Annotated in this window: 17 protein-coding genes; 8 read left to right on the top strand and 9 right to left on the bottom strand. The window is 55.6% G+C overall.

Translation table 11 applies throughout. The features are described 5' to 3' along the window. Positions 1-197 precede the first annotated feature (197 nt). The gene (locus tag ACPLPM_RS13400) at positions 198-2,003 is read left to right on the top strand and encodes a TIM barrel protein (RefSeq protein ID WP_424357279.1); all 1,806 of its coding nucleotides are present in this window, start codon (positions 198-200) and stop codon (positions 2,001-2,003) included. A gap of 221 nt (positions 2,004-2,224) precedes the next feature. Here ACPLPM_RS13400 and ACPLPM_RS13395 read toward each other — a convergent pair whose 3' ends face one another. The 3 genes from ACPLPM_RS13395 to ACPLPM_RS13385 all read right to left on the bottom strand — a co-directional run bounded on the left by ACPLPM_RS13395 (position 2,225) and on the right by ACPLPM_RS13385 (position 5,631). Further along, a complete protein-coding gene (locus ACPLPM_RS13395) occupies positions 2,225-4,630 on the bottom strand; it encodes a glycoside hydrolase family 3 C-terminal domain-containing protein (protein ID WP_424357278.1) in 2,406 nt (801 codons plus the stop codon). A 167-nt stretch (positions 4,631-4,797) separates the two neighbouring features. Next, entirely contained in the window at positions 4,798-5,034 is a 237-nt protein-coding gene (locus ACPLPM_RS13390; protein ID WP_424357277.1) for a hypothetical protein, read from the bottom strand. A 207-nt stretch (positions 5,035-5,241) separates the two neighbouring features. Continuing rightward, positions 5,242-5,631, bottom strand: a complete 390-nt coding sequence (locus tag ACPLPM_RS13385) for a hypothetical protein (RefSeq protein ID WP_424357276.1) — start codon at positions 5,629-5,631, stop codon at positions 5,242-5,244. Positions 5,632-5,827: 196 nt separating this feature from the next. On the opposite strand from ACPLPM_RS13385, the gene ACPLPM_RS13380 reads away from it, so the two are divergent. Continuing rightward, positions 5,828-6,604, top strand: a complete 777-nt coding sequence (locus ACPLPM_RS13380) for an NAD(P)H-dependent oxidoreductase (RefSeq protein WP_424357275.1) — start codon at positions 5,828-5,830, stop codon at positions 6,602-6,604. 234 nt (positions 6,605-6,838) lie between these two features. After that, the gene (locus tag ACPLPM_RS13375; protein WP_424357274.1) at positions 6,839-8,317 is read left to right on the top strand and encodes an Ig-like domain repeat protein; all 1,479 of its coding nucleotides are present in this window, start codon (positions 6,839-6,841) and stop codon (positions 8,315-8,317) included. A gap of 36 nt (positions 8,318-8,353) precedes the next feature. Here the strand turns inward: ACPLPM_RS13375 and ACPLPM_RS13370 are convergent, their stop codons facing one another. Continuing rightward, positions 8,354-9,511 carry a sugar phosphate isomerase gene (locus tag ACPLPM_RS13370; RefSeq protein ID WP_424357273.1) on the bottom strand — a complete coding sequence of 386 codons (1,158 nt, stop codon included), beginning with the start codon at positions 9,509-9,511 and terminating at the stop codon, positions 8,354-8,356. A 125-nt stretch (positions 9,512-9,636) separates the two neighbouring features. On the opposite strand from ACPLPM_RS13370, the gene ACPLPM_RS13365 reads away from it, so the two are divergent. Further along, positions 9,637-10,419: a hypothetical protein gene (locus ACPLPM_RS13365; protein WP_424357272.1), complete on the top strand. Its 783-nt coding sequence runs from the start codon at positions 9,637-9,639 to the stop codon at positions 10,417-10,419. A 996-nt stretch (positions 10,420-11,415) separates the two neighbouring features. Here ACPLPM_RS13365 and ACPLPM_RS13360 read toward each other — a convergent pair. Then, entirely contained in the window at positions 11,416-11,826 is a 411-nt protein-coding gene (locus tag ACPLPM_RS13360) for a hypothetical protein (RefSeq protein WP_424357271.1), read from the bottom strand. A 26-nt stretch (positions 11,827-11,852) separates the two neighbouring features. Further along, positions 11,853-13,007, bottom strand: a complete 1,155-nt coding sequence (locus ACPLPM_RS13355) for a CBS domain-containing protein (RefSeq protein ID WP_424357270.1) — start codon at positions 13,005-13,007, stop codon at positions 11,853-11,855. A 240-nt stretch (positions 13,008-13,247) separates the two neighbouring features. Here ACPLPM_RS13355 and ACPLPM_RS13350 point away from each other — a divergent pair, with 240 nt between their 5' ends. Beyond that, positions 13,248-13,748 carry a hypothetical protein gene (locus ACPLPM_RS13350; protein WP_424357269.1) on the top strand — a complete coding sequence of 167 codons (501 nt, stop codon included), beginning with the start codon at positions 13,248-13,250 and terminating at the stop codon, positions 13,746-13,748. Between the two features lie 29 nt (positions 13,749-13,777). Here ACPLPM_RS13350 and ACPLPM_RS13345 read toward each other — a convergent pair whose 3' ends face one another. From ACPLPM_RS13345 to ACPLPM_RS13335, 3 genes are all read right to left on the bottom strand, one after another. Beyond that, positions 13,778-14,254 (bottom strand): hypothetical protein, encoded by a 477-nt coding sequence (locus ACPLPM_RS13345; RefSeq protein ID WP_424357268.1) that lies wholly within the window; start codon positions 14,252-14,254, stop codon positions 13,778-13,780. A 102-nt stretch (positions 14,255-14,356) separates the two neighbouring features. After that, positions 14,357-15,967: a thermosome subunit alpha gene (thsA, locus tag ACPLPM_RS13340; RefSeq protein WP_424357267.1), complete on the bottom strand. Its 1,611-nt coding sequence runs from the start codon at positions 15,965-15,967 to the stop codon at positions 14,357-14,359. Between the two features lie 161 nt (positions 15,968-16,128). Beyond that, positions 16,129-16,680 carry a hypothetical protein gene (locus ACPLPM_RS13335; protein WP_424357266.1) on the bottom strand — a complete coding sequence of 184 codons (552 nt, stop codon included), beginning with the start codon at positions 16,678-16,680 and terminating at the stop codon, positions 16,129-16,131. A gap of 220 nt (positions 16,681-16,900) precedes the next feature. Here ACPLPM_RS13335 and ACPLPM_RS13330 point away from each other — a divergent pair, with 220 nt between their 5' ends. Genes ACPLPM_RS13330 through ACPLPM_RS13320 form a run of 3 tightly spaced genes read left to right on the top strand, consistent with a single transcriptional unit; the run spans position 16,901 to position 19,588 of the window. Further along, positions 16,901-18,130 (top strand): aconitase X, encoded by a 1,230-nt coding sequence (locus ACPLPM_RS13330; protein WP_424357265.1) that lies wholly within the window; start codon positions 16,901-16,903, stop codon positions 18,128-18,130. A gap of 4 nt (positions 18,131-18,134) precedes the next feature. Next, entirely contained in the window at positions 18,135-18,533 is a 399-nt protein-coding gene (locus ACPLPM_RS13325) for a DUF126 domain-containing protein (protein WP_424357264.1), read from the top strand. Beyond that, positions 18,530-19,588, top strand: a complete 1,059-nt coding sequence (locus tag ACPLPM_RS13320) for a site-2 protease family protein (protein ID WP_424357263.1) — start codon at positions 18,530-18,532, stop codon at positions 19,586-19,588. The genes ACPLPM_RS13325 and ACPLPM_RS13320 overlap by 4 nt, the downstream gene beginning before the upstream one ends. The last annotated feature ends 12 nt before the right edge of the window (positions 19,589-19,600 follow it).

Genomic DNA, 19,600 nt, shown 5'->3' with positions numbered 1-19,600 from the left:
GCAAAGTTTTTCAGATGATTCTTTGCGCCTTTGCGCCTTTGCGCCTTTGCGATTTAAGACCGAGGCCTCCCGGGGCCGAGCAAGTTTTGCTTTTTAGCTATCTATACCAATGCATATTCGGCCAAGTATGCTCTATATGCAAAAAGATTTATGTTCGTCGCATCATAATCACTTCATTCAACAGGTGAGCTTTCCCCTTGAAGCTGTCCTTTTCTCACAAGCTCCAGTCCGAGAGCGACGTGCGCTCCATCCAGTCCATGGAGGACCACGGCTTCAGCTGCGTGGAGCTCTTTTTCGCCGAGCGGGAGTCGCTGGACGAGCAGACTCTTAACATGATCGACGAGGTTTCGGCTACGACTAACCTCTACCTGACCGCTCACCTGCCGTACAAGAATCTCAACATTGCGAGCATCTACCAGTATGTACGGGAGAGCAGCACGGATTTGCTCACGAAGATCATCGACGATGTCTCCGACTATATCGACATTGTCACCCTTCATACAGGCTACGCGCAGTTCGGCAGTGGCAGCCTGGACCGGGCCATCGAGAACAACATTCTGAGCCTGGCTAAGATATGCGATCGGGCCGGGCAGAACGACATCATGGTGGGCGTGGAAAATGCCATGAATGACCGCCACATGGTGGGCAAGACCTTCCGGGAGATGGAGGCGATCCTCAAAGGAGTCGACAGGGGCAATCTCGGCATCACCTTCGACATTGGCCACGCGCAGCTGACCGGCAACATAGAGGACTACCTGTCCCGTAGGGAGTACATCTTAGAAATTCACGCTCACGATAATTTTGGGTACACGGACGAGCACCTGCCGGTGGGCGAGGGGAAGGTCAACTGGAACAGGGTTTACGAAGCGATTAACGCCTGGGAATGCCCGCTGGTGCTGGAGCAGCGGTCGTTCGAGGAAGGCATCAAGAGTGTGAAGTATCTCCAGGGCCTGTCAACCGAGACAGGCCCCTACTTTCGCCTGAACCTGCTGATCGCCCGCATCAGGGAAGCGAAAACCGCCAAGGATCTGCTCCACATCAACAGCGACATGATCGAGCTGTCCGAAAGCGCGCTGCAGATGGGCGGCACGGGCAGCACGATCAACCACATCGTCTCTTCCTGCCGGGACGCCATGGTCTGCCGCATGGCAGAGCTCGTGCAGGATTCTATGGTGGAAAAAGCCGGGTACCCTAAGTTCAAGTATGCGCTGCTCGCAACCGGCAGCTTTGGCCGGGGCGAGATGTCGGTCGAGTCCGATCAGGACACCATCCTAGTCCTCGACGATGGCATCGACGAAAAGGGCCGGGAATACTTCAGGCTGTTTTCGGAAACCCTCGTCGAACAGCTGGCCGCGGGCGGCTTCGACCGGTGCAAGGGCAACATGATGGCCAGCAACCCCAAGTGGAGAGGCACGATCGGGGAGCTGATCTCCCACCTGGATAACAGCTACGAGCGTTCCGTGATCATGGACGCCCGGTATATCTACGGTGATCGGCCCCTGTCTCACCGGTTCATGAAGACCCTCCACAACCGGCTGCACATGGACCCCTACTATGCCCAGGAGCTGGCGATCTCCGCCGTCAAGGCCGACGTCGGCCTGGAAGGCGACTCCCTCAAGATCGAGTACTTCGGGGACGCCGAGGACGCATTTAACATCAAGAAGTACGGGTTCCGCATCTTCAGCGCGTCAGTCAAGGCCCTGGCCGCCCGGCACGCCATCAACCGCACCAACGTCTCCGACCGCCTGTGGAAGCTCGAAGACCTGGGCGTCATCGACGCCACCCAGTTCAAGCGGTTCATGTTCGCCTACGATCAACTGACCAGAGTCATGATGCTCGGCTACGTCCACAACATCAAAAAGGGCATCGTCAGCAACGAGTATGTCCAGCCTTACTTGTTATCCAAAAAAGACCGGGACGGGCTCAAGGAGTCGCTGCGGATTGTGAAAGAGCTGCAGGGTGTCGTCAGCAGCGAGTTCGCTATTGCCAAGAGTTTGTTGTAGGTAAATAGCAAAACGATCGCTGCGCTGTGCCAGATCACAGATTACGACAGATTGCACTGATTCCACAGATGAATATTGAATTTATTAATAAAGGATTAGTCATCCTTTTTCCAATCACTTGTATCTGTGCAATCTGTGTTATCTGTCGTAATCTGTGTTCCTGGCACAGCGCAGCGATCGTGAACGTTCACGAGAGCCTTGACAACAGATCTTCGTATAATTTACACTTTCAGCATCAGTGCCTTGCTGAGCCTGACAAGTCCCTGTACTGGTTTTCTGTTGATCAGTAAAAGCAAACCTTCCAGCGTCTGCTCGCTGATCTTGCCCTCGCTGAAGATGAGGACGTTCCTCAGCGGCAGGTCTTCGAGCATCTTTCCGGTCATGATTTTCTGGATCTGCCCGTCTTCGGCTTCGGGCAGGGTGTTCCGGGCGGTGTTGTGGACCATCTCGAAGAAGATCCTCCCGAAGAAGGTTTCTTTTACATCGCCCAGCGTGGAGTTGATCGTATATGGTTCTCCTTCGAGCATGAGGTTCGAAGGTAGCTCTTTGCCATATATGGCTTTGAAGGCCTCGCTGTCGACTACCAGATCGTCTGACGGCAGGTTGTAGTATGTGCCGGCAGTCGCCCTTAAGTCCGGGACCGGTACTTCGGGCCTGGTGGACTCCACGTATACCGTTTCTCTGACCCGGATGTCGGCGCTCGAGGAGCCGATCAGGATCTCGAAAGCCCCGCTCTCCACGTGCCAGTCGGCGATCTCTACATTGTAGTAGGCAAAGGACCGCCTGTCCAGCGTGAACTCTATCCGGGTTACCTCTCCGGGCTGCAGGAATACTTTATCGAAGCCCTTCAGCTCTTTTTCGGGCCTGAAGATCGTGGACTCCACGTCCCGGACGTAGAGCTGTACAACCTCTGCTCCGGCTACGTCTCCGGTGTTTTTTACCAGGACGCCTACTTTTAGATCCTCGTCGTCTTTTACCCGGCTGCTGCTGAGTTCTATGTCCGAGTATTCGAAAGAAGTGTAGCTCAGCCCGTGACCGAAGGGGAATAGCACTGCTTTCTTTGCCCTGTCGAAGTACCGGTATCCCACGTATATGCCTTCTCTGTACTCCGCGGTCCGGGGGCCGGCGGGGAAATAGTTTGCAGAGGGGTAGTCTTCCAGTTGCAGGGCGAACGTTTCTGCCAGCTTACCGGAAGGGTTGACCATCCCGAAAAGGATGTCTGCCGTGGCACCGCCTACTGCCTGCCCGCCCAGATATCCTTCCAGGACTGCTTTTACATTGTCGATCCAGGGCATCTCCACCGGCGCGCCGTTCGCCAGGACCACGATTGTGCTGGGATTGACTGCGGAGACCCTGCGAATCAGCTCGTTATGGCTGTCTGGCATCCGTATGTGTTCCCTGTCAAAGCCCTCCGACTCGTAGCTATCGGGCAGCCCTGCGAATATGATCGCCACTTCTGCGCCGAGGGCGATCTTGCAAGCCTCTGTGACCAGTTCTTCGGCGGGCATGTCCGATTTTAAATCGTAGCCCCTGGCAAAAGCGATCTCGGAAGTGTACGTGGCCAGCTCACAGTAGGCTTTTTCCAGCCTGCAGGGATTAACCTGGGAGCTGCCGCTGCCCTGGTACCTGGGATGCATCGCAAAGGCGCCGATGACAGCGATTTTCACGCCTTTTTTCAGTGGCAGTAGTCCTCCTTCGTTCTTCAGAAGTACCATCGACTCGGCTGCTGCCTGGCGGGCCATCACATGATGTGTTCGCTTTTCGTAGCAGTAGTCCGGCAGCCGGTTTTCGACCGCATCGTAGATCAGCTCCAGCACCCGCTCCACAGTCTGGTCCAGGACTGTCTCGTCCAGCGTGCCGTCCTTCACGGCCCTGACGATCTTTGCATCGTTGACCCCGAAGCTGGACGGCATCTCCAGGTCCTGCCCGGCTTTCAGGCCCTCGACCCGGTCGTTGCAGGCTCCCCAGTCGGTCATGACCAGACCTTCGAAGCCCCATTCCTTCCGGAGAATCTCTGTCAGCAGCCGCTTGTTCTCGCTGGCATACTCCCCGTTAACCATGTTGTAAGAGCACATGACTGTCCGGGGCTTCGACTGTTTGACGGCTATCTCGAATCCGGCGAGGTATATCTCCCGCAGCGTCCGCTCGTCCACGATAGCATCGATCGTCATGCGCCGGTATTCCTGGTTGTTAACCGCAAAATGCTTTAGCGAGGCGCCAACTCCCGTGGACTGGATGCCCTCGATCATGCTGGCAGCCAGCTCCCCGGTCAAAAAAGGGTCTTCCGAAAGGTACTCGAAGTTTCGCCCGCAGAGCGGAGAGCGCTTGATGTTGGCACCCGGCCCCAGGATGACCGCCACGTCTTCGTGCAGGCATTCCTCGCCCAGCGCATAGCCGATTTCGTATACCAGGTTCCTGTCCCACGAGCTCGCCATCGCCGATGCTGTGGGAAAACAGGTAGAAGGTATACTCTGGCCGATACCGAGGTGATCGGGGTCAGCAGCCGGCTTACGTAAACCGTGTGGGCCGTCGCTTAGCAGAATGGACGGAATGCCGAGCCGCGGGATACCTTTCAGGCGGAACATGTCCAGCCCGGAGCACAGCGAAGCTTTCTCTTCCAGCGTCATGCTGGCTATAATATTTTTTATGAATTCTTTCAGCCCTGCTCCCCCCGTGAAAGTATTTTTCCTGCTCTACCTCATCCGGCCATCACCGCCCTGGTAATGGTTATGTACTATCGGCGATGAACGCGTAACCAGTTTAAATTTAATCTGTTAGATAGTATGCTCTGCCCCTATAATTTCTTTAAGGCCAGATCGACTATTATCGGCACCGCTATCGACATCGCCGCCCCGGCAACCGCCAGTCCTGTATTCGTGGCGTGAGCAACCGGGCTCGCCAGCCATCCGGGCGGGTGCCACCCGAGCAAGCCCAGCAGAAACGTGGTTACGGTCAGCCAGAGCAGAAAGTCAATGGCCAGCAGCATGAGAATCGCGGATACTACCAGCCCTGTTTCAAGAAAGCCAAACATCTAAGTCACACTCGTTTTTAACCTTAAGCATCGAGAAGCCTGTATACACCAGTCCGATTACCTGGCGACTCGTAGCAAAAAAATTGGTGAGTTAAGTTAAATATTTTCTCGCCGGCGACTGCCCGGTAAGCCGATACATGCCATGCGACACCGCACCGGACGCAGGTAAATATTAAAAGCGGCGGACGATGTCCGCCATTAATCCCTTTAGTACGGGTAAACTACCGGCCCCGGCGTTACAGTCGAAGAGCTAATCGTAAAGAACGCCATAATTATCGACATGACGATCGCCAGTACTATGGCAAAGGCGAACATGACGACGAAGAAGATGACCAGGTAGATGATGTGGTTGACGAGGGTGACTTCCTTGCCGGCGGGCATGAGCCCCTTGTTGATGCTGTCCGCCACTTTATAGGCCCTGTAAATGCCGTATACCCAGACGATCAGGCCAGGTACGACGAAGAAAAGTAAGCCTATCAGTTCGCCGATCATGAACATGAGTCCCTTGAGGTACCCCTGCCCGTTGTACACCTGTCCCCACCCCGGCACTAAAAACGATAGTACCGCGGCTATAAGTGGATTTTTTTGTTCTGCCATGAAATACCGCCTCAATACTTGGGCTGGCAGCCTGCTGTCAGCCTCTAGACTGGTAAACTATTGATCGGTATAGTATAAATAATTCTTATTATTACTTTGACATTATAAGTTTGAAATATACCTCATCCGGCAACCGCATAAGAGCCAAAATGGTTATAGTGTATCTGATTTACATCGTAGTAGAGTGATCTATCCTATGCCTTACTGGAAGTGTAATGTTTGCGGCTACGAGATCGAGACGACGGATGCGCCTGACCCATGCCCGTCGTGCGGCTCATCCTCGGAAGAGTTCTACGTCAAAGGCCAGCACCCGAAAGACAAACTCGAAGGCCAGTCCGATCTGCTCATCCTCAACGGCTCGAAGCACCGGGCGCACAACTCGGCTTACTTCGCTTCCCTGGCGGCGGAAGTGGCGAAAGAGAAAGGCGTCTCTTATCGGGTGATCCACCTCGCCGACTACAAGATAGAGCCCTGCTGGTGCTGCTACAGCATGCGGGAAGAGAAGTGCCAGCTGCCCTGCTGCAACGCCTTCGACGACATGCACCGGCTGCACGATCTGCTCCTGGCGGCCAAAGCCGTCGTGGTCGTGAGCCCCATCAACTGGAACGGGATGTCCGCCACGCTCAAGCAGTTTCTGGACCGGCTCACCTGCATCGAAAACATGTACCTGATCGACGGCTCCCTGCCGCTCGCCGGGCGCACGGCCGGCATCGTGGTCAACGGCCACGAAGACGGGGCTTACAAAACAGCGTTCGACATCTTCATGGTCTTCCAGAACCTGGGCTTCGTACTGGCGCCGTACGGTATCGCCTACTCCACCCATGGCAGGCAGCACCCGCCCGAAACTGATCACGAGTTCTTCCGGGGCGATGAGAAGATGGCGGAGTTCGTACGGAACGTGACCCATAATGTTATCGAGGTGTCCAAGATAGATATCGGAAGTAAAATGGAGATACGGCCAAGTTGTGAATAACGTAGTTACTCTGCATCTAAAATATTGCCAAATCGACATTTTCCATGTGGCAGAACGTCACTTTCCTAATTACCTTTTTTAAACAAAACGTATATTAAGTTTATTTCATAGACACAATTGACCGTCGGCTGTAGGGCGATCATTCGATTCTGGCGTTTACCGGCGTTCTGGTGGCCTGAAGATTGACGACTGCATAGTCATAACAGCCTGCTCAAGTTTACTGTTGGGGTAAAAATGCGAAAAAGCGGATACTACCTATCTTTCCTTTTGCTCGTCTTGACGATCTTTTCCATGGGGCTGTCCCACGCGGCGACTCCCTCGGTAACTGAACTAACGAGCTCGCCGAATCCTTCCTTCTACCAGCAGGCAGTCACTTTTACGGCGACAGCGCCAGCAAATTCGACAGGGTCTGTCGCCTTTATGGACGGGGCCACGACTTTAGGTACCGCAACGCTTTCGGACGGCACTGCGACTTTCACAACTTCGGCGCTGACCGCCGGATCGCACTCGATCACCGCAGTTTACGGCGGAGATAGTAACTTTGAAGGCAGCACTTCTCCTGTGCTGACGCAGACTGTAGGGAAAAAAACACCCTCTGTTAAAATGGCTTCTTCGCCCCGGCCTTCTGTCTACGGGCAGCCTGTGACGATGACGGTCACCTTGCCTGCGGATGCTACCGGGACGGTCACTTTCAAGGATGGGTCGACGGTTTTGGGTACGATCACCGTCTCGGGCGGTACCGCGAGTCTCACTGCTCCAGTATTACTATCCAAATATTACTATAGTTCGCTTGTCGGCTATTATAGCGGAGATGACAACTATATTGCTTATCGTAGTGATCCCAAGTACCAGCACATAGTATATGCGGCTGACACTACTACTACGCTGATCTCCTCCTCAAATCCTTCTCTTCACGGTAGTCCCGTTACTATTACTGCGGTGGTGGAGGCAGTTGCGCCCGGAGGCGGGGTACCTGGAGGCTCTGTCGAGCTCTTCCAGGGGCCTGCCAGCTTAGGCACGCGTGCTCTGGACGGCTCGGGCCGGGCGACGTTCACGCTCACCGATCTTGACGTCGGCTCTTATTCGTATACGGCGGTCTATGGCGGAGTTAATACTCATTACAGTAGCAGCACCACTTCTGTCCCGCTGATCCAGGTGGTCAGTCCTGATCTTCCTGCCGCCGACTTCACGGCTAACGTAACTTCGGGCACTGTTCCCCTGGCTGTCCAGTTCACCGACCTGTCTACCGTCAGCCCGGCCTCGTGGCAGTGGAACTTCGGGGACGGCACGCCTAACAGCACGGTGCAGAATCCTGTCCACGTCTTCGGGAGCCCGGGCGTCTACGCCGTGACGTTGACTGCCACGAATGCCGACGGCTCCGGCAGCGTGCAAAAAGTCGGACTTATCAGCGCCACTGCGCCGACGCCTACGCCTGTGCCGGGCATGCCCGCGACCTATAACATGAGCGACTTCTACGCTGTTGTTACTCCGGCTCCGCCGCCTCAGCCGACCGCCAGTTCAGTGTCCACGCCCGTTGTTACGCCGGCGCCAGGGCCGACGCCGACAGAACGGCCGCCGGTCTCCACCACGCCCACAACTGTTCCCACAGCCGACGGCCAGGCAGAGTCTGGCTTCCCGTGGTGGATCCCGGTGGCAGGCGTTGTCTCGCTCGGGCTCGTCGCCGCCGCGTACTTCCTGGTGTTCAGAAAATAAGTTGCCTGGCAGACTCCGTCTGCCAGCTGACGTTTTTTACACGTGAATTCTTTTCAGGTACTGCTCGCTGACGCCGAGCATATCCATGGACTGGGCGACAATCGCATTCGTGAACACGTAGCTGTTGATCTCCGAGATGGACGGCCTGGTCTGGACGGACTTGGTAGCCATGATCTTGCTCATGTCCTGCTCCCAGTAGAGGCTGATGTCCTCTAAAGATACGGGGATGTACATGGCGTTCTTAGAGTACCCCCAGGAGTCCATCAGGCTGGAAAGCCGGGAGTCGATGTTGATCATGATGGGGAAGACGTCCGCCCCGTGGAGCTTGGCTTTGACCACGCCTTCGATGATCTCCCGGGTGTTGCCGCTGCCGCTGAGGGGTATGTAAGCGTCCCCCCGGAGGAACGCCGGGGTGGTTGGGCCGTCTCTCATAAACACGTTTCTGCCCAAATGTGTCAAACGCATGCCGAACGCTTTGGCCACGAAGCCCGACCGGCCCACGCCGTCGACGATATAGTTGCCCCTGCGGTTCAGGAGCCTTTCCAGCCAGTCTCCGAGATGGCCGGCCTCAATGTTCTTCAACAGCGCTGCATTATTGGCAAAGTGGTCGATCTGCTGGTAATAGCGCTGGATATCTCCTCTGTCATGGTGGTAGAGCTCAGGAATCAGGGCGTTGAGCATGACGACCAGCTTCAGCTCGAACTCTGACCCGAGAGCTGCCAGGCTTTTTCGGTCGAGCCCTTTCAGCGGCTCGATAACGAAGGCATAGCCGTTATCGTAGTCGGTCACCATATCGTACGCCCTTGACCTGATGTTCGAGGTGATCAGCACGACCGGCACTTCCATCCGGAAGGCATCCTCGAGGTACCTGATGACGCTTTTTGTCTCACCCGAGCCGGTCGCAGCCACGATGAGGTTATTCTTTTCGGGATCTATGTACCGCCTAATCGGATCGTCGAGCGTCAGAGGCGTGATGTTTTCGTACTTCGACGACTGCTGGAGAAAATCGTACAGGGAGAGAGCGCTGCGGCCCTCGGCGATGCCGTAGATGAGCTTTGTGTCAGGGCCGTCCAGGAAGAAGCCGGTAAACAGGCTGACAAGCTCTGAAATCTTATCCTGGTCTACTTCCCTCAGTTGCTGGATAAACCGTCGCTGGATTTCGACTGACTCATAATACGTCGAAGTACCAATCATCACATTTATTTATGTATGATTTTATATAAAAAGCTGATCAGGCCTCATATTACACTTTACGGTCGACATGTATTTGCGCCCTGAGCGCTATTAGATCACAAACCCACTTTCATATCGTGATTACCATGGTTTCAGAAGCACCTTCCTACTCGGCCATCATCGGGTGCGGCCCCTCGGGCTGCTTCCTGCTGAACCTGTTGCGCCAGTCGCAGGCCAGAGCTAAGCTGATCGCCATCGACGACGACTCGGGCTCGCTTGAATTGTCGGCCGCCGATCAGCAAGTCCTTGTCAGGCCTGGCGAGAAGCTGACAGCTGATATCGGCTCTTTCGAGGCTGTCTTCGTCGTCTTCGATCCGTCGGAAGGTAACGCGCTGACCTATGCCCGGGATGTAACCTCCCGTGTATCTGCCGAAGGCGCGTACGTCTACGCGGTCGCTATCAACACGCCAGGCAGCAGCCTGGCCGAGACGGATGTAGCCTCCGGATTCGGCGGCATGGCCATCGTCGATGCCGCGTGGGTGCTGGAGAAGCGGGGCGATAGCGACCAGGAACGGGCGCTCCACATCGCGTTCAACTTCGCTGCACATATGCTGACCTTCCTCACCGGGGCCATCGACTCAGGGGACCTGTCTGTATCCCAGTTCAAGGAAATCACCTCTGCAGGCACCGCCGGATTCGCCGCCACCCACGTCTCCGAAGCGGAGTCAGTCTACGCCATGACCATGAGCAAGATCGACAGCCCCCGGGTAAGGTCCGGCTTCGTCTTCATCGACGCCGGCACCGGCGACGTCATGGCCCGGCGCATCTTCCTCCGCGTCGCCGCAGGCATGCCCAGAGAGTCCAACCTCACCATGCTCCGCGTGGGCGGGCTGGCGCCCTTCAAGATCATGGCCATGCTCGTGCATTAACTGCAAAGGCCATTAGACTTTTTTACCACGGCGGCACGGCCTTTTACCCCAACAACTGTAGATCAAATGTTTGAACCACGGCGGCACGGCGACACAAAGACAAGGTGTTCCACGACAGGCCAGTGGTAAATAAAACCACGGCGGCACGGCTCTTTATCCTGACAACTGTAGATCAAATGTTTGAACCACGGCGGCACGGCTCTTTATCCTGACAACTGTAGATCAAATGTTTGAACCACGGCGGCACGGCGACACAGAGACAAGGCGATCCACGACAGGCCAGTGGTAAATAAAACCACGGCGGCACGGCGACACAGAGACATTCGTGAACCGGTATAAGTGAACTCTTTTTATGTCCACGGCGACACTAAGACAGAGCATTAACCATAAGCTTACTATCCAATCGTTTCAGCCTGACTTTCGATCAACTGCTTGAAGGAAGGAAAACCTATTTGTCTCCGTACATTCAGCCCGCCGTGTCGCTGTGGATTAATAAAAGGAAGCCTTGCTATTCGGGTACGGGTCGTCGCCGTGTCGTTGTGCCGCCGTGGTTCAAATAACCATCCAGCCATCGCTTCTCGAATCGTCGCCGTGTCATTGTGCCGCCGTGGTTCAAATGTTTGATTTCCAGTTGCCAGGATTAAGGGCTGTGCCGCCGTGGTTTAACTAACCATCCTGCCATCGTTTCTCGAATGGTCTCTGTGTCGCCGTGCCGCCGTGGTTTAACTAACCATCCTGCCATCGTTTCTCGAATGGTCTCTGTGTCGCCGTGCCGCCGTGGTTTAACTAACCATCCTGCCATCGTTTCTCGAATGGTCTCTGTGTCGCCGTGCCGCCGTGGTTTAACTAACCATCCTGCCATCGTTTCTCGAATGGTCTCTGTGTCGCCGTGCCGCCGTGGTTAGAACATCTGCGCTCCAGTTGTCAGGATAAGGAGCCGTGCCGCCGTGGTTAGAAATCGTTGTGCCTTTGTGGTTATATCAGTAGTCTTTGTGGTTAGTCTCTAAATGCGAGTTCGTCGAGCACCGCGTCTAAGTTTAGCAAGAAGTCGTTGAGCATGTGGACGGGTACGAAGATGCACCCGTTTTCGACGACCATGTTGTCGTCGAGCCAGGAGACGATCAGTGGTATGGATTTGATGCCGTACTTTTCTTCGTGGACCAGGCACCTTTCGTAATGTTTGGTAGCCTGGGCTTTTAAAGAAGAAACCCTGTGCCTGCCGCGGCCGTACTTTTTGCCGTCGATGCACAGGCACAGGTCTTTTCGGACTCCTACGACGTCGATCTGGTGGCCCCGCCCTTCGTGTTTGAAGACTTTGCGGAACTGGATCTCGAAGTCGTGGTGGCTCAGGATATCCCGGATATATTCCTCGAATTCCTGCCAGGTGGCATCGTCAAGGTCGTGCATCGTACTTATCCGGGACCTGATCACCCTTAGAGGATATCAAGTTTTTCTACGATGTCCGAGGTTTCGTAGCGCTTGTCTTCTCTGATCTCCTTGTCGTTGAGGACCTGGCGTTCCAGCGCGCTCATGGCGATGTGGAAGGCGCCGTCTGCGCCCCAGCCTTCGCCTCTGGCGCTATAGAAGTTGTGGTCGGTCTTGAGCCTGACCCTGCACAGGATCAGCGGAGTGCCCCGGAAGGTCTCCTTGTGCTGTTTGAAGTACACGTTGACGTTGCCTCCGACCAGGAACTTCTCGAACTTCTTGACGAAGCTCTGGACTGACGTGGTTACGTATGCCTGGTCATAGTCGACCAGGTTGCCGTGCGTCGTCTGCATGGTAAAGCTGGCGTGGGGGTCTACTTCGCTCTTCTGGACCGCGGCCAGCGCCAGGAGGATGTCCGTGTTAGTCATGATGCCGTTGATCTTCTTACCATCGTGCACGACCAGGCCCTGGATGTCTCTCTTGATCATCAGCTCGGCTGCACTACCGATGGTGGCGTCGGGCTTAACCGTGACGACGCTTTCGGTCATGATGTTCTTCAGTTTGATATCCCGCAGCGGGGTCTGTTTGGTGCCCAGGCTTCCTTCGCCGTGCTCCGACCTGTTGGGGACAATCAGCTGCAGGAGATCGTGCATGGTGACGATGCCTACCAGCTTGCCCATAGACATTACTGGTACTCTCGAAATGCCTTCTTCCCTGAGCACGTTGATCAGCTTGCCGACCTGGTCGTCAGCATCGAGCGAGATCACGTCGCCGCTCATGATGGTAGAGACGGCTTTGCTGCCAAACTCCGTCTCCGCGGCCTTCTGGATCAGGCTCTCGGTCGTGACTACGCCTATCACCTTAGTTCTGTCGAAGACAGGCAAGTGGCGTAGCTGGTTCTCAACCATGAGCCTTGCGGCCTCGTAAATAGAGGTGTTCGGGGTAATCTTAGGTGTTTTTCGTACCATCCCGTTAATTCCGGTCTTTAAGTTCCTGATGGAGCTTACAATCGACTTCTCGGTCAGCATGCCTGCGTACTCCTTACCGTTGAAGATGAGTACGGCGGGCTTGTGCGGCTTCCTGAACAGGGGCAGCACTTCCTGCAACGTTGCCTTGATGTCGACGCTCTCGAAACGATCTGTTGTAATCTCTGAGACGTTCATTTTCTTACCCCTTGAGGCCGTTTATGACCTCAAATTATTATGTATGCACCTGAACCCTGATAACCATTTCGGAATCGGCTGATGTAGAGAAAGTATTTCTACAAACTGGAAAATAACTTTTGAGTTACGATCCTTTCTCCCGGTGGCGCTACGGGCGGCGTGGGTCTCCTGAGCTTCAGCCCCTGCTCCGTCGAGAAAATATATACGACAGAAGCGTACAGTTAATAACGGTAGGTCCCCATGGACGGCAGTTCGAACCAGAGCTCTGAGCACATGCATAACTGGCTGAGAAAGCTGAAGGAGAGCCAGGATCGCCGGAAGGACGAGAAGATCCGCCGGTACAACGACGTGGTCTCCAAGTTGATCATCCTGCTCATCGGCGTATGCATTGTCTGCGTGATCGTCATTGCTGCGCTGGTCGTCCAGAACGAGAGCCTGAAAAGGGATAATGGCGAGCTGCTCCTCGCTAACCAGACCAATTATTACGCCCAGCAGGGCCTGATCGCTAGCCTGCAAAATCAGAGCAATGGCCGCATTACCGAGCTTGAGGACCAGAACCGGCGGTACCAGGAGTTCATCCTGTCCAACAGGACGCTAAACGTCGATCACACCGTTTATGTAGACCCGGGCAGCCCGAAGGTCAGCAAGATCTTCTACAACAACAGCTACATCACCGTAGAGTTCATCGATGGCAACAAGACCACTACGCAGTTCGTGGACTATACGATTAACGTACAATAAGGGCTTAAAGCCCCGGCTGGAAGAGGCCTCTAGTAATCGCCGTAGATCTTCCACCCGCTCTCAGTTTTTACGACCGGGAACTGGACTGTGCCCGATCTGTTATTTCCCTGGTAAGAAAGCTCTGTATCTACCAGCACCACCTGCACGGCGGAAAAGTTGCCCTCGAAAGTGCCCGGTGCAAGCGGGAAGCTCTCCGTAAGGTTAAAATCGTATATCTCGATATGGCTTCCGTTTGCCCCGTAGGTGGCCAGGCGGTCCCGGACCCACTCTTCCTGGCTGACGTTCTGCTCGTGGTAAGCGAACTGGTATGCGTCGGAATATCTGCCGCTGTCGATGGCATTCCAGAATGCGGTGACTACCTCTTCGGGCATCAGAGTAGCCGGATCCGGAGTGGGCTGCGGTGTCGGTGTGGGGGCCGGGGGAACCGTCCCTAAACACCCTTCCGTGGCCAGCGCTATCATAAAAATTAACAGTACTATGAAGATACTTCTCCGGGTCGTAAGCATAAGGCATTAGTATATAATCGCCCACGACTTAATATTTTTTTGGCAGTTATAAAAACGAAAAATGGGTGCAGGGGCTGTGCCCCTGACGAAAATCAGCTAACTTTACATTCCGCCCGGGGCCGGGTTCCTTGCCTGCGAAGCAGCGAGGATGTCGTCGATCCTGAGGATCATGGTGGCCGCTTCCGTGGCACTCTGGATGGCCTGGGTCTTGAGCTTCAGCGGCTCTACAACGCCTTCCTTCAACATGTCTACGGGCTTGCCCTTGTACACGTTCAGGCCGAAGTTCTTGCCGTCTTTGGCACCGTGCTTGTTCTTCAGCGCGATCATCATGTCCAGAGAGCTCAGACCGGCGTTGGTGGCCAGCGCCTTCGGGATGACTTCCATCGCGATGGCGAAAGCCTCGATGGCGAGCTGCTCCTTCCCCTTCACGGTCGAGGCGTACTGCCTGAGGCGCAGGCTAAGCTCAGCTTCGACAGCCGCTCCGCCCGGCACGATCTTGCCGTCCTTGATCGAGTTCTGGACGGCGTGCAGCGCATCGTCGATGCCCCGCTCGTACTCGTCCAGGATGTGCTCGGTCGTACCCCTGAGGATGACGGAGGTGACCTTCTTGTCCTTGCACTTGCTGACCAGAACCATCTCGTCGTCGCCGACGGTGATCTCTTCGATGAGCCCGGCGGTGCCGATGTCCTTGGGGGTGATGCCGTCCAGGTTGGTGACCAGGCTGCCGCCGGTCGCCTTGGCGACCCGCTTGACGTCCGAGGTCTTCAGCCTGCGCAGCCCGATGATGCCTGCCTTAGCCATGTAGTGCTGGGCCAGGTCGTCAATGGCCTTCGTGGTGAAGACTGCCTTGACGCCGAGTTTGACGATCTTGTCGACCTGATCCTTGATCTGCTTGTCCTCCATGTCGGCGAACTGCTTGAACTGGCCCGGCTTCTTGATCATGAATTCCGCGTCGAACTGGGTGTCCTTAGCCTCGATGCCGATGTCCATGGCCAGCACTTTGACGTTCTCGAGCTTACTGGGCATCTGGAAGTTGACCTTGCCCTTGTCGATGAGGACTCCCTCGATGATCTGGGAGTCGGTTACGTCGCCGCCCTTCTTCTTCTCGAAGACCAGGTTCTCCCTCTCCACGTAGTAGTCGCCACTGGCGTCCTTCTGCATGGTGACAGCCACGGACTTGACAACGAGGTCGCTTAAGAAGTCCTTGGCGTTCTCAGTGTCTTTGCCGGTCATCGCCGTGCCGGCGATCTTCTTCAGCATGGCGGTGTCTTTCGCGGTGACTTCGACCGACATGTCCCTGACGATCTCCAGCGCCTTCTCAGCCGCCATCAGGTAGCCCTTGATGATAGAAGACTGGTGCACGCTTTTCTCGGTGAGGACGCCCGCCTGGCGAAGCAGCTCGCCAGCCAGCACGACAGCGGTAGTCGTACCATCGCCAACTTCTGCGTCCTGGGTCTTCGCCACTTCCACGATCATCTTCGCGGCCGGGTGCTCGATGTCCATCTTTCTCAGGATGGTCGCGCCGTCGTTGGACACGACGATATCGCCGGTACCGTCGACCAGCATCTTGTCCATGCCCCTGGGTCCGAGCGTCGAAATGACCGCGCCGGCAACGGCCATGGCTGCCATAATATTATAAGTCTGCGCCTCGAAGCCACGGGTGACCTGGCTTCCCTCACGCATGACGTAGGATTGTCCTGTCTGTTGTGCCATGAGAAAATCTCCTCCTGTAATGAATAGAATTGTAGGTTTTATGTGATTGTAGTTCTATATATAATTTACTTAAAGATGGGCTGATGCGAGGTGCCTTACTTGCCGCCCGGACCCACATCCGGTAACCAGGCTATCGAACCCTTAAGGTTACTCCGATACTTTCACTCCAGCATACCGAAAATGAACGCGTAACTTTTCTCTTCGGCACCCTTATCCCAGGCACTTACACTATCAGCCGATTTAACAACGATCGACCGGTCTTCCAGCGCCCTTCTCATCTGCGGGCCGGCATCATCTCCCAGCAGGCCAGTGATACTGTATATTCCGATTCTGGCTCCAGGCTTCGTCTGGACCTGTTGTAGATACCCAGAGATCGGTCCTGTAGGGCCATCGAAGTATGTCGGCCCTATCACGATGACCACGTCCATGTCAGTCGCATTTTCGATACCATGACTCCTGATCCCGGAAATGTTAACCTCGTAGCCTCTTATTCTCAAATCCTCGCCCAGCCAGTGAGCGGTGCGCGTGCCCATGCCCATGATGCCGGGATCGTACACTATCAGGGCTTTACTGGTGGCATTATCGGCGGACAGCTGTTCTGTATCCGTTGCCAGGTAGCTCGGGAGGTCGAAAATGGTCGCAATAGCTACTATTATGGTAAAAATTATGCTGAGGATAATGATTGTCTGTACGCTTCTGAAAATGTCGGGCATTTCACCTGAGTTTATAGATTTGAGGACAATAAATACCTTTATCTGCTGATGACCTTAGCGCTCTATTTACCTTCCCTTGTTATTCGACGCATAGCCAATCTTGGGCTGGATCGATAGCTGATCTCCCGGCATATCACAAAGTTTATTTAGACATTGGCGCGATTTTAAGCGACAAGCTGAACTGTTATTTTTATCAAATCTTGGACCGGAAGAGACGATCATGTACCTGACCAGAGAGGAAGAAGGCATTTACAATGGCGAGCAGGGCCCGACACTGCAGAAGATGATGGAAATCCTCGTAGCGCTGGGAGATATCTACGACGCGAAGAAGCTCATACCAGTCAAGAGCGCGCAGATCGCAGGCGTCTCCTACAAGACGATCGGCGACGCGGGGCTGGAGTGGATCCAGGACCTCGATGGTAAGGTCAAGATACCGGCGGTGCTCAATCCCATGGGCATGGACCGGGAAGCCTTTGTCGAGATGGGCATCGACCCTCACTTCGCCAGAAAGCAGGAGGAGATCATCAGGGCGTACGAGAAGCTTGGCATCATGCCGGAGTGCACCTGTACGCCTTACTACCTGAACAGACCCCGGTTCGGCGACCACCTCGCGTGGTCCGAATCCTCGGCCGTCTGCTTCGCCAACTCGGTCCTCGGCGCCAGGACTAACCGCGAAGGCGGCCCGTCGGCGCTGGCGGCAGCGCTGATCGGGAAGACTCCTTACTATGGTCTGCACATCACCGAAAACCGCTACCCTACCGTGACCGTCAAGGTTGAGGAGCCGATTCACGGCGCCGAATACGGTGCGCTGGGCTACCTGGCAGGCAAGCAAATCGGGGACGGTATTCCTATTTTCCGGCTGAAGACGACTCCGACCGAGGACGAGCTGAAGCATCTTGGAGCGGCGCTTGCTGCTTCCGGGGCGGTCGCCCTTTTCCACGTGCTCCACGTCAGCCCGGAGCAGTACGTGCTGCCTCCTGATAAAATGGACAGGGAACCCCAGAGGCTGGCAGACGAAGACGACTGGCAGGTACCGGAGCGGTTCTTCCTGCCCCGGGAGCGGATCGAGGTGGAGGTCGCAAAAATCCGGGAGACTGCCCGACAGAAGGCGAGCCCGGACATTATCGCTCTCGGCTGCCCTCACGCCTCGAAAGAGGAACTTGAGGAAATCCTGACCCTGCTGCGCGGCCGCAAGGTGAAAAAGGAAGTCTGGGTCTGCACCAGCCGGGCGCTCGGGCAGAAAAACCCCGAGCTAATCCAGCAGTTACGGAATAACGGTATCAAGGTGCTCTACGATACCTGCATGGTAGTCTCTCCTGCTGCCAACCGGTTCAAGTGCATGATGGTGAACTCCGGCAAAGCCCTGAAGTACACGCCTGCCATGTGCGGCGTGGACGCTGTCATGGGCACGACCGAGGAATGCATCGAAGTCGCCTGCAGGGGTGAGTGATCAGATGCAGATCAAAGGACACCGTATCTGCGGCGGCCGGGCGACCGGGCCCGCTCTGGTCTCTAAAGATGCCATCTCTTTCCTCGGCGGCGTCGACCCCAGGACCGGCATGGTAATCGAGAAAGGCCACGCCCTGTTCGGGAAGAACGTGAAAGGCACGGTCCTCATCTTCCCGGGCGGCAAAGGCTCGACCGTGGGCTCTTATGTCATCTACCAGCTCATGAAGAACGGCGTTGCGCCGGCGGCGATGATCAACATCAAGGCAGAGCCCATCGTAGCGGTAGGAGCAATCATCTCCGCTATTCCGATGGTCGACCGCCTGGAACAGAACCCGGTAGAGACCCTGAAAGACGGCGATACTGTCACAGTCGACGGCACCGCGGGAACCATTGAACTGCCATGATCGAAAAAGACGATCTGGCCGTAGTCAACCAGGTCTTTCAGGTCTACGAGACAAAAGAGAACGACCCTTATATCCACCTGTATGGTGAGCCCTTAGTCGACTCAAACGTCTTCTACGGAAAGGTCTACGATCATTTCCGGGCAAAGGGCAAGTCGGTCTGGGTAGAGCAGAACCTGGGCGAGTACGTGCTCACCATCGCCCCGGCAAAAAAGGAATCCGTCTGGATTAACGTCGTCCTGGCCGTCGCCACGTTCCTGACCACGATGCTGACAGGGGCGATGATGTATGGCGTAAACCCGATCACGAACCCTCTCGATGTCTATCAAGGCCTGCCCTTTGCCATCGCGATCATGGTGGCTCTGGGCTCCCATGAGTTAGGCCACTATCTCGTGTCGAAAAAGTACGGCATCGACGCTACCCTTCCCTACTTCATACCTTTCCCGTTCTCGCCTATCGGCACAATGGGGGCCATCATCAGGCAAAAAGGGCCTGTCCCTACCAGAAAGGCGCTGTTCGACGTGGGCATCGCCGGACCTCTGGCAGGGCTGGTCGTGTCGGTCATCATAATCATCATCGGCCTCATGCTTCCCGCCCCGACCATAGACCCGTCCAGCGGCACGTACATGCAGCTCAACACCCCGCTGCTGTTCGACTTTCTGGCGTGGATAGTCCACCCGGGCGAGACGCTCACTTCGATCAACCCCATCGCCTTCGCGGGCTGGGTGGGGCTGCTCGTAACCGTGCTGAACATGATCCCGGTCGGGCAGCTCGACGGCGGCCACATCTCCCGGGCAGTCTTCGGGGAGCGGGCGAACCTGATCTCCCGGGTCATGCCGGCCATCATCATGGCCTTCGGCCTCTATGGTACCTTCATCCTGCACCAGCCCGGAGAAATCTGGATACTTTGGGGCTTCCTCAGCGCCCTCATGAGCGCGGGCTCTCACCCTAAACCTACCGATGACAAACAGACCATCGGTATGCCCCGGTACATACTGGCTGCTGCGACGTTCGTGCTGACCCTGCTGTGCTTCACGCCGTTCCCGATCACGATGTGAGGGCCGCTGCGC

Origin of the sequence: Methanocella sp. MCL-LM, assembly GCF_049676595.1 — an archaeon.
Lineage (GTDB): Archaea > Halobacteriota > Methanocellia > Methanocellales > Methanocellaceae > Methanocella_A.
The sequence above is the reverse complement of the archived record's forward strand: the minus strand, read 5'-3'. Positions and strand labels throughout refer to the sequence as shown.

Bases quoted from the DNA above. Each gene is read 5' to 3' on its own strand.
- ACPLPM_RS13395 (WP_424357278.1), bottom strand. From the start codon at position 4,630: ATGACGCTGGAAGAGAAAGCTTCGCTGTGCTCCGGGCTGGACATGTTC.
- ACPLPM_RS13390 (WP_424357277.1), bottom strand. From the start codon at position 5,034: ATGTTTGGCTTTCTTGAAACAGGGCTGGTAGTATCCGCGATTCTCATG.
- ACPLPM_RS13385 (WP_424357276.1), bottom strand. From the start codon at position 5,631: ATGGCAGAACAAAAAAATCCACTTATAGCCGCGGTACTATCGTTTTTA.
- ACPLPM_RS13380 (WP_424357275.1), top strand. From the start codon at position 5,828: ATGCCTTACTGGAAGTGTAATGTTTGCGGCTACGAGATCGAGACGACG.
- ACPLPM_RS13375 (WP_424357274.1), top strand. From the start codon at position 6,839: ATGCGAAAAAGCGGATACTACCTATCTTTCCTTTTGCTCGTCTTGACG.
- ACPLPM_RS13370 (WP_424357273.1), bottom strand. From the start codon at position 9,511: ATGATTGGTACTTCGACGTATTATGAGTCAGTCGAAATCCAGCGACGG.
- ACPLPM_RS13365 (WP_424357272.1), top strand. From the start codon at position 9,637: ATGGTTTCAGAAGCACCTTCCTACTCGGCCATCATCGGGTGCGGCCCC.
- ACPLPM_RS13360 (WP_424357271.1), bottom strand. From the start codon at position 11,826: ATGCACGACCTTGACGATGCCACCTGGCAGGAATTCGAGGAATATATC.
- ACPLPM_RS13355 (WP_424357270.1), bottom strand. From the start codon at position 13,007: ATGAACGTCTCAGAGATTACAACAGATCGTTTCGAGAGCGTCGACATC.
- ACPLPM_RS13350 (WP_424357269.1), top strand. From the start codon at position 13,248: ATGGACGGCAGTTCGAACCAGAGCTCTGAGCACATGCATAACTGGCTG.
- ACPLPM_RS13345 (WP_424357268.1), bottom strand. From the start codon at position 14,254: ATGCTTACGACCCGGAGAAGTATCTTCATAGTACTGTTAATTTTTATG.
- thsA (WP_424357267.1), bottom strand. From the start codon at position 15,967: ATGGCACAACAGACAGGACAATCCTACGTCATGCGTGAGGGAAGCCAG.
- ACPLPM_RS13335 (WP_424357266.1), bottom strand. From the start codon at position 16,680: ATGCCCGACATTTTCAGAAGCGTACAGACAATCATTATCCTCAGCATA.
- ACPLPM_RS13330 (WP_424357265.1), top strand. From the start codon at position 16,901: ATGTACCTGACCAGAGAGGAAGAAGGCATTTACAATGGCGAGCAGGGC.
- ACPLPM_RS13325 (WP_424357264.1), top strand. From the start codon at position 18,135: ATGCAGATCAAAGGACACCGTATCTGCGGCGGCCGGGCGACCGGGCCC.
- ACPLPM_RS13320 (WP_424357263.1), top strand. From the start codon at position 18,530: ATGATCGAAAAAGACGATCTGGCCGTAGTCAACCAGGTCTTTCAGGTC.